Genomic DNA, 15524 nt, shown 5'->3' on the forward strand with positions numbered 1-15524 from the left:
ATGAGATTTCCCATAGCGCAAGCTAGTAAGATCCCTGAAAGATGATCAGGTTGATAGGTCAGAGGTGGAAGCGTGGCGACATGTGTAGCTGACTGATACTAATCGATCGAGGACTTAACCAAACTTTTAAAAGCGTAAGCTTTACTCAGCAACCTGTTATCTAGTTTTGAAAGAACAAAACTTTTTAAAAAAAGTCTTGCTTTCTTTTTTAAATCATGTATAATATAATATGTCTGGTGGCGATAGCGAAGAGGTCACACCCGTTCCCATACCGAACACGGAAGTTAAGCTCTTTAGCGCCAATGGTAGTTGGGACTTTGTCCCTGTGAGAGTAGGACGTTGCCAGGCTGTTATTCTTCCACAGTAGCTCAGTGGTAGAGCTATCGGCTGTTAACCGATCGGTCGTAGGTTCGAGTCCTACCTGTGGAGCCATTTGGAGAGCTGTCCGAGTGGCCGAAGGAGCACGATTGGAAATCGTGTAGGCGGTTAACGCTGTCTCAAGGGTTCAAATCCCTTGCTCTCCGCCATTTTTATTCAATTAGCACAGTGGCCCGTTGGTCAAGCGGTTAAGACACCGCCCTTTCACGGCGGTAACACGGGTTCGAATCCCGTACGGGTCACCATTTATTTTTATCTACATAATAGTGGAGGATTAGCTCAGCTGGGAGAGCACCTGCCTTACAAGCAGGGGGTCGGCGGTTCGATCCCGTCATCCTCCACCATATATTATCATCGCGGGGTGGAGCAGTTCGGTAGCTCGTCGGGCTCATAACCCGAAGGTCGCAGGTTCAAATCCTGTCCCCGCAACCAAGTGGTCCCGTGGTGTAGCGGTTAACATGCCTGCCTGTCACGCAGGAGATCGCGGGTTCGATTCCCGTCGGGACCGCCATTTTAAATTTAATAAGGCTCGGTAGCTCAGTTGGTAGAGCAAAGGACTGAAAATCCTTGTGTCGGCGGTTCGATTCCGTCCCGAGCCACCATTTTAAAAACATTTGTTTTTAAAATGCCGGTGTAGCTCAACTGGTAGAGCAACTGACTTGTAATCAGTAGGTTGGGGGTTCAAGTCCTCTTGCCGGCACCACAGTTATTGTGGAGGGGTAGCGAAGTGGCTAAACGCGGCGGACTGTAAATCCGCTCCTTCGGGTTCGGCAGTTCGAATCTGCCCCCCTCCACCATTTACAGGGGCATAGTTTAAAGGTAGAACTACGGTCTCCAAAACCGTCAGTGTGGGTTCGATTCCTACTGCCCCTGCCAATTATAAAATTAACATTGCATATATACGTGGCGATTGTGGCGAAGTGGTTAACGCACCGGATTGTGGTTCCGGCATTCGTGGGTTCGATTCCCATCAGTCGCCCCATTTATAAACGATATGCATATTCCAATATTGGGCTATCGCCAAGCGGTAAGGCAACGGATTTTGATTCCGTCATGCGTTGGTTCGAATCCAGCTAGCCCAGCCATATTTGCGGAAGTAGTTCAGTGGTAGAACACCACCTTGCCAAGGTGGGGGTCGCGAGTTCGAACCTCGTCTTCCGCTCCAATTTAATTTTAATAAAGTTATTTAGTCTTGAGTAAATGGCGGCATAGCCAAGTGGTAAGGCAGAGGTCTGCAAAACCTTTATCACCGGTTCAAATCCGGTTGCCGCCTCCATTTATTTACAAGCTGCCGGGGTGGTGGAATTGGCAGACACACAGGACTTAAAATCCTGCGGTAGGTGACTACCGTGCCGGTTCAAGTCCGGCCCTCGGCACCATTTATAATTTTAACTTGCCTTTTTTATTTTGCCGATGTGGCGGAATTGGCAGACGCGCACGACTCAAAATCGTGTTCCTTCGGGAGTGTCGGTTCGACCCCGACCATCGGTACTTTAGCTTTACTTGACAGGATGATTCCTGTTTTTATTTTTACTTATTGGTCGACAAATTTTGATAATATTTGCGGGTGTAGTTTAGTGGTAAAACCTCAGCCTTCCAAGCTGATGTCGTGAGTTCGATTCTCATCACCCGCTCCATACATATTGTTATCACAACGCAGTGTCTCGCTTTCAAAGCTGAGATGTTGCGTTTTTTATTTTTAGCGTAAATATAGCGTCTATCTTGAAAAGATAGACGCTATATTTACGTACATCAGTTAATGACTTGATAGGTTGCTTCGCCGCCGTGAATTTGAATGAACATGTCACTTAAGGATTTAGTTAGTTTATAAGCCTGTTCTTCTGAAAGTGAAGGTTTTAAATAGATGAACTGTACAGCTTGTGTTGTCTTTTCAGTTACGTACGCTCGGTTAGAATCCACATAAGGGCTTCCGAAAGCTCCTAGGGCATCTTTTGAAATGATTTTATTTTCTAAAGAAATGTTACGTTCATTTAGAGCTTCGTAAGACTCTTCTTTTTTACCGATAGTAAATTCAACGTGGCCCTCTAAATTAGAAGAATCATAAATTCCAATTGGTACTTCATATTGCAATGAAAAAAAGTTATTAATGTCCACAGCAGAATTGATAGAAGGAAGATACGTTTGTTTTCCTATCCGTCGAATTAAAGCTTCTATAGAAGGACGGTATTTACTTGGATCCGTTCCAAATGTTTTGAAAAGCTTTCTCCACTCGCTAACACCTTCAAATTCTGTTACTTTTTTTGACTCAAGGTCAAAATAAATGGATTCTTGAAAAAGGCGCAGACGTCCTTTTAGCATTTGAGGAGAATCGCCAACTTCAATATTTTTATACTGAATGATTCCCATTTTAAAAGAAGGGCAAAGCTGTTTAATAGCGGGTGATAATGTAAAGTTCATTTTTTTGATCCTTTCTATTATAATTAGTATTTGTTCGTTTATAGATACCATCCTATCATTTCATTGAGTGAGAAAACAGTTCAATGCATGAATATATAGAATTTCTTAGAAAGGAGGCTATTACTCACTATGAATGCGTATCAGTTGAAGGAAGAAATTATTTCATACAGCAAAGAGATTGGAATCGATAAGATTGGATTTGCGAGTGCTTCTATGTTTGATGAGTTAAAGAATCGATTGTTAGCACAGCAAGAGTTAGGTTATGCTTCAGGCTTTGAGGAACCTGATATTGAAAAAAGAGTAGATCCCACATTAGTTGTTCCAAAAGCTAGATCCATTATTTCAATTGCACTTGCGTATCCTTCTAAATTAAAGGATGCACCAAAGAGCACAAAGGAAGATCGCCGAGGGATCTTTTGCCGTGCTTCTTGGGGACAAGATTATCATACGGTTTTACGTGATAGGCTTCAAAAGCTTGAAGCTTTCATAAAAGAAAAAGTACCTGCAGCTATCCTTCAATCGATGGTAGATACAGGCGAGCTGTCGGACCGAGCTGTAGCAGAAAGAGCTGGTATTGGCTGGAGCGGTAAGAACTGTGCCATTATCACACCTGAATTCGGTTCCTACGTGTATTTAGGGGAAATGATTACAGATATCCCGTTTCCTCCTGATAAACCGATAGAAGACGGCTGTGGTACTTGTAATAAGTGCGTGGATGTGTGCCCTACCGGTGCGCTTGTAACAGGCGGTCAGCTGAATTCGCAGCGATGTATTGCCTTTTTAACCCAAACAAAAGGATTTTTAGCTGAAGAATTTCGAAGTAAATTAGGCAATCGTTTATATGGCTGTGATACATGTCAAACTGTGTGTCCTGAAAATAAAGGCAAAGACTTTCATTTTCACCCTGAGATGGAGCCTGACCCAGAACTTGCGAAGCCTAAATTAAAACCGCTTTTAACGATGAGTAATCGTGAGTTCAAAGAGAAATTTGGACATGTTTCAGGGTCATGGAGAGGGAAAAAGCCAATTCAGCGTAATGCCATTATTGCACTTGCCCATTTTAAAGACCAAACCGCTGTTCCAGATTTAATTGAGTTAATTAAAAATGACGTTCGCCCTGTCATTAGAGGAACGGCGGCATGGGCGTTAGGCAAAATTGGTGATAAAGAAGCATTAGATACACTTATGAACTTAAGAGAAAAAGAAAAGGATCAAGAAGTAATTGAAGAAATGTCAAAAGGTATAGAGATGCTTCAAGAGATCTAAACCGTATTTTTATTGATAAAGTTAGCTAATGAGTCATAGCGTATAATAAACGCTTAGAAAAGTGGTGACATTATGCTAACAAAAAGGAATGTATTATATACTTTAATTAAAGCGCGTGCGGACAGCTATGTAAAAGGTGAGCTTCATGAAGACTTTAAGCCTTTCATTGAACAGCAGTGTGAGCTAAAGCGGTCTCTTGTAAAAAAAAGAGAAGTTGATGTTTTAAAATGTAATATGAAAGGTTCTATTCAATCTGCTCATACGGATCAGGAAGAAACAAGAGTATTATATAAGGTGCACATTCAGGCATTTTTAAAACAAAACGATTTTTTCTATATAGAAGAAGAAATTGAAGATCGTTTAGCTCTTTTTTATAAAGATACACTTATTCAAGATGAGCTGCTGGTAAAGGATTTTTCTGAAGATGAGGTTGAAATGGATGTAGAAGAAGTAGAGGAAGACGAAGAAAGAGCCTCTTATTATGATCGTCTTGCAGCTGTTCAGTATGCAGAAAAACATTGGGATAAACCTAATGAAAGTTATAAGCAGTTTGAGGTAAACTGCACCAACTATATCTCACAGTGTTTGCATGCAGGAAAGGCGCCGATGCGGGGGTATCCTAAAAAAGCAAACGGATGGTGGATGAGAGGGAACGCCTGGAGCTATAGCTGGGCCGTTGCTCATTCCATGCACAGCTATTTAAGTAACTCCAAATCAGGACTTCGGGCTGTGAGGAAATCTTCAGCAAGCGAACTTGTCCCGGGAGACGTTATCTGCTACGATTTTGAAGGAGATGGAAGATGGAATCATACGACGATTGTTGTAGCAAAAGACGGTCACGGTATGCCTCTTGTGAATGCGAACACGTATAATAGTCGAATGAGATATTGGGCTTATGAAGATTCAACGGCTTACACGCCAAAGATTAAGTATGATTTTTTCCATATCGTTGATCGGTAAGTCTTTCGTTTTAGCAAGTTAGTGGTATAATGATGAATAGATTTGTTAGCAGAGGTGAAAATTTGTGGGAGTACACGTAGTGTTATTTCAACCAGAAATTCCAGCAAATACAGGAAATATTGCGCGAACATGTGCAGCAACAAATACGACGCTGCATTTAGTTCGGCCGTTAGGCTTTTCAACAGATGATAAAATGTTAAAGCGAGCTGGATTGGATTACTGGGAATTTGTAAATGTGGTGTATCATGATTCATTAGAAGAAGTATTTGAAAAGTATCCTGAAGCAGGCTTTTACTTCATCACAAAATTTGGTCAACAGCCACATACAACATTTGATTATAGTGACTTAGAGCAGGATCATTTCTTCGTATTTGGGAGAGAAACAAAGGGTCTGCCAAAGCACATTATTGAAGAGAACATGGAAAGATGTCTTCGTTTACCGATGACAGAAAATGTTCGTTCTTTAAATTTATCTAATACAGCAGCTATTTTAATCTATGAAGCGCTGCGTCAACAAAATTACGCTGGTTTATCTTAAATAAAAAGCGAGGTTCAATAAAATTTGAACCTCGCTTTTTTATTTATGTCGACGATGATATGTAGTGGTTATTTTTTAACGCCCGGTTTATCATTGTATCCCGCTCTGAAGATGGATGCTAAAAAAGCAATTGTTACTCCTAATACTAAAAGTAAGCGCATTGATTTTCCTCCTCAATCTAATTAAAAGGATTATACAGCTACTGCAGTTAAAACCGACTTCCCATATCTCATGATGATAATAATGACAAAATAACTCTTCTAGAGACGTAAGTTCTCTAATAAAATTTAACCGTTCCTTCTTACTCTTTTATTATAGCTAATAAATACTTCACTGTGAATGCCTAGCAAGGACAAATTTCTGAATTTTACAATTTAAAAAGCATGTTCAAACATTTTGCTGCATAGATTGTATTAATCTTGTTCACTAGCACCATAACTAGTAGGGGAGGTCCTTTAATGGATATATTAAAGAAAGTTGAAAGATACCGCGAAGAAGAGAATCGTCTTAAGTGGGAAGGGACATTTGAAGAGTACCTAAAGCTGATTAAAGATGAGCCTTTAATTGCTCAGCCTGCACACTCTAGAGTATACAACATGATAAAGGATGCAGGAATTGAAGAGGTAAATGGTAAAAGACATTATAAATTTTTCAGTGGACAAATGTTTGGACTTGAAGATTCGCTAGAACGCTTGGTGGAAGAATATTTTCACCCAGCTGCAAAGCGTTTAGATGTTCGTAAACGTATTTTACTTTTAATGGGTCCAGTAAGTGGTGGTAAATCGACGCTAGTGACCATGTTAAAAAGAGGGCTTGAAGCTTATTCGCTTACTGATCGAGGAGCTGTTTACGCTATTAAAGGATGCCCAATGCATGAAGATCCGCTGCATTTAATTCCACATCATTTACGTAAAGACTTCTTTGAAGAGTATGGTATCCGAATTGAAGGAAACTTATCTCCTTTAAATACAATGCGATTAGAGGAAGAGTATGGAGGCAGAATTGAAGACGTCATCATCGAACGCATTTTCTTCTCAGAGGACAAACGAACTGGAATTGGAACGTTCAGTCCTTCTGATCCGAAATCTCAAGACATTGCTGACCTAACAGGAAGCATTGACTTTTCAACAATTGCAGAGTATGGATCTGAGTCAGATCCGCGCGCTTACCGCTTTGACGGAGAGCTTAATAAAGCAAACCGGGGAATGATGGAGTTCCAGGAGATGTTAAAATGTGACGAGAAATTTTTATGGCATTTACTCTCTTTAACCCAAGAAGGAAACTTTAAAGCAGGAAGATTTGCTTTAATTAGTGCAGATGAATTAATCGTAGCGCATACAAATGAAACAGAGTATCGCTCGTTTATTTCCAATAAGAAAAATGAAGCTTTGCATTCACGAATTATTGTAATGCCTGTTCCATATAACTTAAAAGTGAGTGATGAGGAAAAAATTTATGACAAAATGATTCGTGAAAGTGACGTATCAGATGTTCATATTGCCCCTCATACACTACGTATTGCGTCTATTTTTACTACGTTAACAAGATTAAAAGAGCCTAAAAAAGGCGATATCGATTTGTTAAAGAAAATGCGCTTATACGACGGTCAATCTGTAGAAGGCTATAATGATGCAGACGTAGAAGAGTTACAAAAAGAATATACGGATGAAGGAATGAGCGGTATTGATCCTCGTTATGTCATTAACCGCATTTCATCTACCATCATTCGAAAAGATATTAAATCAATCAATGCATTAGATGTACTGCGTTCATTGAAGGAAGGATTAGCACAGCATGCGTCTATTTCTGCTGAGGACCGAGAGCGTTACCTGAATTATATTTCTCTGGCGCGTAAAGAATATGATGAAATTGCTAAAAAAGAAGTGCAAAAAGCGTTCGTTTATTCTTACGAAGAGTCTGCTAAAACATTAATGGATAATTATTTAGATAATGTCGAAGCATACTGCAACAAAAATAAGCTTCGTGATCCGCTAACAGGAGAAGAGCTAAATCCAGATGATAAATTAATGCGTTCAATTGAAGAACAAATTGGTATTTCAGAAAATGCGAAAAAAGCATTCCGCGAAGAAATCTTAATTCGTATTTCCGCTTATGCACGTAAAGGAAAACGATTTGACTATAATTCTCATGAACGCTTACGTGAAGCGATTCAGAAAAAACTGTTTGCAGATTTAAAAGACGTAGTGAAAATTACAACGTCCACTAAAACACCAGATGAGCAGCAGCTGAAGAAAGTAAATGAAGTAGTGGCTCGATTGATTGATGAGCATGGGTACAATTCAGTATCTGCTAATGAACTGCTGCGCTATGTAGGAAGTTTGTTAAATCGATAACTCAGTACTAACAAGAAAACATGGCACTTCCGATCTGTGCCATGTTTTTCTTATCTCTTAAAATAAACTCTGCATAATTAGGCTAGTGTGTAGTACGCATTGCACTTAACCATCATATGATAAGTCATAAACATATACATGACACTAGACACTATAAAATGAATAGTTAATAGTAAAAGAATTAGTTAGCAAGTATACCATTCTTGCGCATAGGATAAGAGTAACCAACCTTTGAACTAAAGGTATTTGTCAGAAACTTTCGGTATAGCTTATGCATGCCGAGTAAAAACGTGCAGGTGTTTTTTAAATAAGGAGGGGAATAGCGTGGGAAAAGAAGTAGATAAAAGTTTTGCTGTCTCAAAAGAAGACTGGTCCCTCCATCGTAAAGGCCACGATGATCAAAAAAGACATCAAGAAAAAATTAAAGAAGCCATTAAAAATAATTTACCGGACTTAATTACAGAAGAAAATATCGTGATGTCCAATGGAAGAGAAGTTGTTAAAATCCCGATCAAATCATTGGATGAATATCGAATTCGGTACAATTATGATAAAAACAAACATGTGGGTCAAGGTGATGGAGACAGTAAAGTTGGGGATGTAGTAGCACGTGACGGATCTGCTGGAGATGGTCAAAAAGGAGCAGGAAAAGGTCAAGGAGCAGGTGATCAGGCTGGAGAAGACTACTTTGAAGCGGAAGTGTCCCTCATGGAGCTTCAAGAGGCTTTATTTGCTCAATTAGAACTGCCTAATCTTCAGCGAAAAGAATCTGATCAAATTGTTGTGGAACACATTGAATTTAATGATATACGACGTACAGGTTTGATGGGGAATATTGATAAAAAACGAACGATGATGAGCGCTTATAAGCGAAACGCAATGACAGGAAAGCCTGCTTTTCATCCTATTTATCCGGAGGATTTAAAATTTAAAACGTGGAATGAAGTTATAAAGCCAGAATCGAAAGCAGTCGTTTTAGCTATGATGGATACGAGCGGTTCGATGGGCATATGGGAAAAATATATGGCACGAAGCTTTTTCTTTTGGATGACACGCTTTTTACGTACGAAATACGAAACGGTGGAAATTGAATTTATTGCGCATCATACAGAGGCAAAAGTAGTGTCAGAAGAAGACTTCTTCTCCAAAGGAGAAAGTGGAGGAACCATCTGCTCATCTGCTTACCGAAAAGCGCTTGAATTAATTAACCAAAAGTATGATCCGAGCCGTTACAATATTTACCCGTTTCATTTTTCAGATGGTGATAACTTAACTTCAGATAACGCAAGGTGTGTAAAGTTAGTAAATGAATTAATGAAAGTGTCAAATATGTTTGGGTATGGGGAAGTAAATCAGTACAATCGACATTCCACTTTAATGTCTGCGTACAAAAACATTCAAGACGAAAGCTTTAGACACTTTATTTTAAAACAAAAATCAGACGTTTTTCATGCGATGAAAAGCTTTTTTAGAAAAGAGACCGAAGACCAAAAATATGCATAACCTAAAAGGCCTAGACTTGTTATCTAGGTCTTTTTTATGCGGTTTATTCAGCGCTTCTTTGGAGATAGTAAAAGTACGACTTTATCCAAAAGGAGAATAAGTGAATGAACGAAAATATAAAGAGTGAAATGCAAAAACATCAACAAAATCAGCGGTTGAATGCAGCCGAGTTAGGTTACTTATGGGCGCAATATTTAGGCGATACGCTGTATGTATGCGTTCTTGGATATTTTCTATCTGTTGTAAAAGATCCAGAGATTAAGGAACTTTTAAAAAAAGCACATCAGTTTTCACAAACTCATGTAGACGAATTGACGGAATTATTCAGTTCAGAAAAAATTCCAATTCCAGTAGGGTTTGGGGAACAAGATGTGAACAAAGGAGTTCCTGCTTTATTCGATGATATTTTTATGGCTATTTATGTAAACGAAATGGCCATTGGAGGTATGAAGAAATATGCCAGAGCGCTAAGCGCAGTGAGAAGGCAAGATATTTATGACCACCTATCTCGATGTGTAAAAGAAAGCGACATTCTTTTAGAGAATTCTAACCACGTTATTTTAAGAAAAAGCATGCTGATGAGACCTCCGGTTATTCCTTATCCTGTAAAAGTGAATTTTGTGGACGAAAAAACATTTATATCACCATTTTTCTCTCAAATGCATCCTTTAACTTCTTTAGAGGTTACCGCTATTCAAGAAATTGTTAATACAAATGTATTAGGTAAAACGCTGATGCTGGCCTTTAGTCAAGTAGCTACCACACAAAAATTACGCTCTTATTTTTTTGATGGAGTCAAGCTTGCAAGTAAGCAAATCAAGCACTTCACCGAATTACTGTCTGAAGCTGATTTACCAAGTCCGAGGTTGCTTGATGCATATGTAACCAACTCAACGATTTCACCGTTTTCAGATAAGCTGATGATGTATCATACTTCTACAGCGGTGACGATCGCTATTGATAACTGCGGTGCTGGTTTGTCTATGGCCTTCCGTTCGGATGTAGCAGTAGAATTTTCTCAGCTAATTGGGCGTATAGGGAAGTACGGAAAAGATGGAATTCGAATTATGATTGAGCAAGGGTGGATGGAAGAACCTCCAATGGCAACTGATCGTAAGAAGTTGGCAGAGAAATAAGAAAGATATGTTGTGGATTATCAGTAATTTTGCGGTGCTGAAACATATATAGCTAAATGAAAATAGGTTGCTCTAGACCCACTTGAATGAACAGTGATAAGATAAAAAAGCTGATTTTTCAAGAAGTAAGTCGAGGTGTGCAAATGAATAATAGTATAAGGGAGTCCATTGCGAAAAAAGTAGCATGGATTAGCGTATGGAGCAATATTGCCCTTACGCTAGGAAAAGTAATAGTAGGATGGATTGGAAATAGTGATGCCGTATTTGCTGATGGTATTCACTCTGCAGCGGACGTATTTGCCTCTATTATTGTCTTGTTGGTTATACGAGTAGCAAATAAGCCAGCAGATGATGATCATCCATACGGGCATGGAAAAGCAGAAGTAATTGTCTCAGGAATTGTAGGAATTATTTTATTGCTTGTATCATTTTATGTGGTATTTGAAGGAGTCGTTGGTTTATTCCATCCGGTTGAATCTCCAAATATTTTAGCCATGTGGATTGCTGTTATTTCATACATAGCAAAGGTATTATTGTACCGTTATTCTTTAAACGTAGCCAAGCAGCACCACAGTAAGGCAATTGAGGCAATTGCATTTGATCATAAAGCAGATATTGTTGCTTCTATTGCAGCGGCAATTGGTGTTTTATTATCCATTATTGGTGATAAAATGGATGTTCAACTGCTGTTATACGGAGATAAAATAGCAAGTATCTTTGTTGCTTATTTAATTTTTAACATTGCCAGACAAATGATGGGAGAGTCTTTTCAAATCTTAATGGAAGGCAATATTGATGAAGAGCTACTGAAAGAACTTGAAGAAAGTATTTATGAATTTGAAGATGTGAAGCGGATTGATCGCGTCCGAGCAAGAGAACATGGCCATTACATATTAGTGGATGTACGTATTTCAATTGACCACTTTAAAACAATTAAGGAAGGTCATGATTTAGGACGAGAAATCAAAGCTACACTTATGAAAAAGCATGATAATATTCAAGAAGTACTGATTCATTTGAATCCGTATTTTCCAGATTAAAAAGACGCAGCGAAAAAATTTCCGCTGCGTCTTTTTGCATTTTTTACATACTATTCATTTTTTTTAGAAACAATGAATAATAACAAGAGACATCGAGGCAGGTGAGTGGCACTGTTAATCAAACGAAGATCTAAATGGAAAAAAAGTCCTATCTCCCTTGAAGCAGAAGAAAAAGCAGAAATTGAACCTGGTAAAAACATAGAAGAAATTGTAAAAGAACTTGAAGAACGGTTAGATTATTCAAACGATATAGGGAAAAGACAGCTGAAATTTAATCACGAGAGTGCACTTTTAGTCTATTTTGTCCCTCTTATGGATTCAATGAAGCTAAACGATCATGTTATCAAACCTTTATTAATAGAAAAAGAAGGAGAGATAAAAGAAGTCATACAGGCCGCTTCGATTACTCCTACAAAAGATTTGGATGAAATGATTAGTTTAATGAGCCGAGGTGCGTCTATTCTACTAATTGAGAATGATTCGTTTGTTTATGCAATTGACTCTACCAAAACGGCTACAAGAGAAGTTAATCAAGCACTGAACGAAAAAGTGGTTAGAGGTTCACAGGAAAGTTTTGTTGAGAGTTTGGACAAAAATCTAAACATGATGCGTCAAAAATTTTTAGATGGAAGCCTTATTGTACGCTACATCGAAGTAGGCAGTATTTCACGCACTCGAGTAGCAGTTTTATATCTGAAAAATATAGCGAACATAGAAATTTGTAATATGATTATTGATCGTATCAAACAAATTGAAGTGGATGGAGTGGATAGTGGGAGTGTCATTGAAGAGGCTCTAGAAGATTCACCTCTGTCACCATTTCCTCAGCTGCTGAATACAGAAAGGCCGGATCGAGTAATGGGTAACTTGTTAGAAGGAAGAATGGCAGTTTTAACAAATGGTAATAGTTCTGCATTGATTGCCCCTGTTAACTTTTTTACTTTTTATCAATCACCCGAAGATTATAATACGCGTGCACTTTATGGCTCATTTTTCCGGCTTTTACGCGTATTTAGTTTTTTTGTTGCGATGAGTTTACCTGCAATTTATATAGCAACGATTTCTTTTCATTACGAGTTAATTCCTCTAGACTTAGTTTTTACCGTAAAAGGCTCTCTTGAGAACGTTCCGTTTCCTCCGATAGTAGAAGCGTTTATTATGGTTTTAATATTAGAGTTACTAAAAGAGGCGTCGCTCAGGCTACCTTCATCAATTGCTCAAACAATTGGAGTCGTTGGGGGATTAGTTATCGGCACGGCCATTGTTGAGGCGAGTTTAGTTTCAAATATGATGATTATTGTTATTGCTCTAACAGCCGTTTCTTCCTTTGTTGTGCCGTCAAACGAAATGAGTACCACGCTGCGGATTTTAAGTTTTCCTATGATGATTGGAGCAGCCGCTTTTGGCTATTTGGGTATTGTTTTTGTACTAGTTCTTATTGTTATGCATTTAGTTATTTTAGAGTCTATTACGATGCCTTACTTAATCCCTTTTGCGCCATTTAAATTTTCTGGCTTAAAGGATGTTTTTATAAGGATGCATCAGCTCTATTTGAATGAAAGGCCTGCTAATGCTAAGCCTCAAAAACGTAAACGTCAAAAAGCGATAAGGAATTGGGATTCAAATGAATAAAAATAGTATTTCAGCCAGCCAGCTGTTCTTTATCATTTTGCAAACTCAAATTGGTATTGGTGTTTTAGGGTTACCTTATAACTTATTTAAGACGGCGCATACGGACGGCTGGATTTCCATGTTAATTAGCGGGTGTATAATTCAAGTCATTACATTGTTCCACTGGGGATTAACGCATCGTTTGCCAGGTTTAACGCTGTATCAGATGACTAGCAAGCTGCTTGGTAAGTGGTTAGGTAATTTTTTGAATATAGGATACGTGTTTTATTACATTATTGTCTCAAGTGTCATTACGGTTTTATATGTAAACGTGTTAAAGCGCTGGCTGTACCACTTAACCCCAGCATATGTTTTGGTCCTTTTATTAGTTGTTATTGCCCTATATTTTGCAAAAGAGAATGTTCGAAACATAGGGCGTTTTTTTACAATTGTATCTGTATTTTTAATCATTTTAGTCTTACTGGTGTCAAATGCTTATAAAGAGGCCGATGTCCGGTATCTATTTCCGATTGGGCACAGCGGTATTCAAAATATTTTGCTGGCGTCAAAAGAAGGAAGTATCTCAATGTTAGGTTTTGAAGCTATTTTAATTTTAGCACCGTTTGTAAAAGCAAAGTCTACGACGACTTTAAAAATGGTCATGCTTAGTAATTGTATCGTTACGATTTTATATGTGTATATTATCATTGCTTGTTATATGTTTTTTAGCCCAGATGAAATTTTAATTGTACCAGAACCGGTTTTATATATTTTGAAGGCGACGCAAAACTCAGTTATCGAACGAATCGATTTGGTTTTTATTACTTTTTGGATCATTTCTGTTATTACGTCCCTTATTATATATGTATATATTTCAAGTGTAGGCATGCAGGAAATCTTCAAAAAGAAAACTCACCGTCCATTTGTTCCAATTGTATTGATATTTGTAACAGGTCTTTCCATTTATTTTTCAAGAACGGATAATCTTGTGGCAGCTTTGTCACAGGCAACTAACTACTTAATTTACGTATTCATTTTCTGTATTCCTATTTGTTTGTTAATTCTATCATGGATAAGAAAAGGAACAGTAAAAAATGAAGTATAAACTTATCAAGGTATTGAGCATATGTTTAATTTTAAGTTTTCTAACAGGATGCTGGGATCAAAAAATGTTAAAAGATACGATGTTTTTGTCTACGGTAGCTTATGAAAAAAAGAAAGGAAATAAGGTGCTTTCTACTATTGCTATCCGCTCATATACGTCTAAAGAAGGGACTTTAGTAAATAAAACTTATCATGTAGCAGGGGATTCACCTCGAGACGATCGTACAAAAATTAACCAGCAGGTTTCTGGAATTGTTATGTCTGCTAAAAAAAGAATTGTTTTATTTGAAAATCAATTAGCTAAGGAGGGTGTATTAGAATTATCCGACGTTTTATATCGCACATCAGAAAGTCCTTTGACAGCTAAGTATGTCATTGTAGAAGGAAAGCCGAGTACCATAGTTGAATTACAGCAAGTAGGAGAAGAGCTAATTGGAGAATATTTAGACGGAGTTGTCCATACGGCTGAAGTCAATTCCTTAGTGCCAATTGAAACTCTTCAGTCACTTTGTACCGTGTTGTTTGATGAAGGAAAAGGGCTAGCTCTTCCTTATATGAAATTAAATACTGAAAATAAGACCGTTGATGTAATCGGTACAGCTTTGTTTAATGAAGATAAATTTTCAGGTATTACATTAAATTCCGATGAATCTAAGGCGCTTCTTTTATTAGGAAATCAAAAAGACAAATATATGATTATGAGTCACAAAATTACCATACATGATCAACAGTATGTAGTATCGTATGATGTGTCAGATGCTAAAGCAAAAATGCACGTTAAACCTGATGCGGTGCACGGAGCAAAAGTAATCATACCGCTAAATATAAAAGTAAGTATTAATGAATTTACTAAAAATGAAATGTCATCTCCTGCATTAACAAAAAACGTACAGAAAGAAATTGAAAAGATTCTACAAAAGAAAGCTGAAAAAGTAGTTGAAAAGCTGCAAAAAGCTAACTGTGATTTTCTTGAAATAGGAAGAGAAGTAGCTGCTTATCATCCGAGTATATGGAAAAGGCTTAAATGGAGACAAGACTATAAAAACATCTCGATTAATCCGAAAGTACAAGTGGAAATTATCCATCGTGGAGTTATTAATTAACAAAAGTCATGCGAAAAGCGTGGCTTTTTTAATTGAAAAAATTTTAGTTTACAAAATAACAAAAAGGGAATTGTATTTATTTATTGATGTGATAGGATAAAAAAAGCATGTAA

At 37.9% G+C, this 15524-nt stretch carries 11 protein-coding genes, 17 tRNA genes and 2 rRNA genes; 29 read left to right on the forward strand and 1 reads right to left on the reverse strand.

What is annotated here, in order from left to right; genetic code table 11:
* The 19 genes from ACH6EI_RS26775 to ACH6EI_RS26865 all read left to right on the forward strand — a co-directional run.
* A 23S ribosomal RNA gene (locus ACH6EI_RS26775) occupies window positions 1-122 on the forward strand; the annotation flags it as partial.
* A 110-nt stretch (window positions 123-232) separates the two neighbouring features.
* A 5S ribosomal RNA gene (rrf, locus tag ACH6EI_RS26780) occupies window positions 233-348 on the forward strand.
* Window positions 349-357: 9 nt separating this feature from the next.
* Window positions 358-432: transfer RNA gene (locus ACH6EI_RS26785), tRNA-Asn, on the forward strand.
* 3 nt (window positions 433-435) lie between these two features.
* Window positions 436-527: transfer RNA gene (locus tag ACH6EI_RS26790), tRNA-Ser, on the forward strand.
* 21 nt (window positions 528-548) lie between these two features.
* Window positions 549-623: transfer RNA gene (locus tag ACH6EI_RS26795), tRNA-Glu, on the forward strand.
* Window positions 624-646: 23 nt separating this feature from the next.
* Window positions 647-722: transfer RNA gene (locus tag ACH6EI_RS26800), tRNA-Val, on the forward strand.
* 11 nt (window positions 723-733) lie between these two features.
* A tRNA-Met gene (locus ACH6EI_RS26805) sits at window positions 734-810 on the forward strand.
* Between the two features lie 3 nt (window positions 811-813).
* Window positions 814-889 (forward strand) — tRNA-Asp (locus tag ACH6EI_RS26810).
* Window positions 890-904: 15 nt separating this feature from the next.
* Window positions 905-980 (forward strand) — tRNA-Phe (locus tag ACH6EI_RS26815).
* A 25-nt stretch (window positions 981-1005) separates the two neighbouring features.
* A tRNA-Thr gene (locus tag ACH6EI_RS26820) sits at window positions 1006-1081 on the forward strand.
* Between the two features lie 10 nt (window positions 1082-1091).
* Window positions 1092-1175, forward strand: a tRNA-Tyr gene (locus ACH6EI_RS26825).
* 5 nt (window positions 1176-1180) lie between these two features.
* Window positions 1181-1254, forward strand: a tRNA-Trp gene (locus ACH6EI_RS26830).
* Between the two features lie 30 nt (window positions 1255-1284).
* Window positions 1285-1360 (forward strand) — tRNA-His (locus tag ACH6EI_RS26835).
* Window positions 1361-1388: 28 nt separating this feature from the next.
* Window positions 1389-1463: transfer RNA gene (locus ACH6EI_RS26840), tRNA-Gln, on the forward strand.
* A 5-nt stretch (window positions 1464-1468) separates the two neighbouring features.
* Window positions 1469-1543 (forward strand) — tRNA-Gly (locus ACH6EI_RS26845).
* A 37-nt stretch (window positions 1544-1580) separates the two neighbouring features.
* Window positions 1581-1654, forward strand: a tRNA-Cys gene (locus ACH6EI_RS26850).
* 14 nt (window positions 1655-1668) lie between these two features.
* Window positions 1669-1757, forward strand: a tRNA-Leu gene (locus ACH6EI_RS26855).
* Window positions 1758-1787: 30 nt separating this feature from the next.
* Window positions 1788-1869: transfer RNA gene (locus ACH6EI_RS26860), tRNA-Leu, on the forward strand.
* Window positions 1870-1941: 72 nt separating this feature from the next.
* Window positions 1942-2015: transfer RNA gene (locus ACH6EI_RS26865), tRNA-Gly, on the forward strand.
* Between the two features lie 115 nt (window positions 2016-2130).
* Here ACH6EI_RS26865 and ACH6EI_RS26870 read toward each other — a convergent pair.
* A complete protein-coding gene (locus ACH6EI_RS26870; RefSeq protein WP_028412694.1) occupies window positions 2131-2796 on the reverse strand; it encodes a B3/B4 domain-containing protein in 666 nt (221 codons plus the stop codon).
* Window positions 2797-2925: 129 nt separating this feature from the next.
* Here ACH6EI_RS26870 and queG point away from each other — a divergent pair, with 129 nt between their 5' ends.
* The 10 genes from queG (at window position 2926) to ACH6EI_RS26920 (ending at window position 15411) form a co-directional block, all read left to right on the forward strand.
* On the forward strand, window positions 2926-4062 hold the full coding sequence (gene queG, locus ACH6EI_RS26875) for a tRNA epoxyqueuosine(34) reductase QueG (protein WP_033580873.1): 1137 nt from the start codon (window positions 2926-2928) through the stop codon (window positions 4060-4062).
* Window positions 4063-4134: 72 nt separating this feature from the next.
* Window positions 4135-5022, forward strand: a complete 888-nt coding sequence (locus ACH6EI_RS26880) for an amidase domain-containing protein (RefSeq protein WP_028412692.1) — start codon at window positions 4135-4137, stop codon at window positions 5020-5022.
* Window positions 5023-5086: 64 nt separating this feature from the next.
* On the forward strand, window positions 5087-5560 hold the full coding sequence (gene trmL, locus ACH6EI_RS26885) for a tRNA (uridine(34)/cytosine(34)/5-carboxymethylaminomethyluridine(34)-2'-O)-methyltransferase TrmL (RefSeq protein ID WP_016762878.1): 474 nt from the start codon (window positions 5087-5089) through the stop codon (window positions 5558-5560).
* Between the two features lie 458 nt (window positions 5561-6018).
* The gene (locus ACH6EI_RS26890; RefSeq protein ID WP_013055179.1) at window positions 6019-7914 is read left to right on the forward strand and encodes a PrkA family serine protein kinase; all 1896 of its coding nucleotides are present in this window, start codon (window positions 6019-6021) and stop codon (window positions 7912-7914) included.
* Between the two features lie 324 nt (window positions 7915-8238).
* A complete protein-coding gene (gene yhbH / locus ACH6EI_RS26895) occupies window positions 8239-9417 on the forward strand; it encodes a sporulation protein YhbH (RefSeq protein ID WP_028412691.1) in 1179 nt (392 codons plus the stop codon).
* 104 nt (window positions 9418-9521) lie between these two features.
* Complete coding sequence (locus ACH6EI_RS26900; protein ID WP_028412690.1) at window positions 9522-10553, forward strand: DUF3231 family protein; 1032 nt, start codon at window positions 9522-9524, stop codon at window positions 10551-10553.
* A gap of 143 nt (window positions 10554-10696) precedes the next feature.
* Complete coding sequence (locus ACH6EI_RS26905; protein WP_226313313.1) at window positions 10697-11593, forward strand: cation diffusion facilitator family transporter; 897 nt, start codon at window positions 10697-10699, stop codon at window positions 11591-11593.
* 105 nt (window positions 11594-11698) lie between these two features.
* Entirely contained in the window at window positions 11699-13225 is a 1527-nt protein-coding gene (locus ACH6EI_RS26910) for a spore germination protein (protein ID WP_099330595.1), read from the forward strand.
* A complete protein-coding gene (locus ACH6EI_RS26915; RefSeq protein ID WP_099330596.1) occupies window positions 13218-14309 on the forward strand; it encodes a GerAB/ArcD/ProY family transporter in 1092 nt (363 codons plus the stop codon). Before ACH6EI_RS26910 ends, ACH6EI_RS26915 begins: the two co-directional genes overlap by 8 nt.
* Entirely contained in the window at window positions 14299-15411 is a 1113-nt protein-coding gene (locus ACH6EI_RS26920) for a Ger(x)C family spore germination protein (protein ID WP_099330597.1), read from the forward strand. Before ACH6EI_RS26915 ends, ACH6EI_RS26920 begins: the two co-directional genes overlap by 11 nt.
* The last annotated feature ends 113 nt before the right edge of the window (window positions 15412-15524 follow it).

This window comes from Priestia sp. JSM ZJ58, from assembly GCF_044383985.1.
Taxonomy (GTDB): Bacteria; Bacillota; Bacilli; order Bacillales; family Bacillaceae_H; genus Priestia; species Priestia zanthoxyli.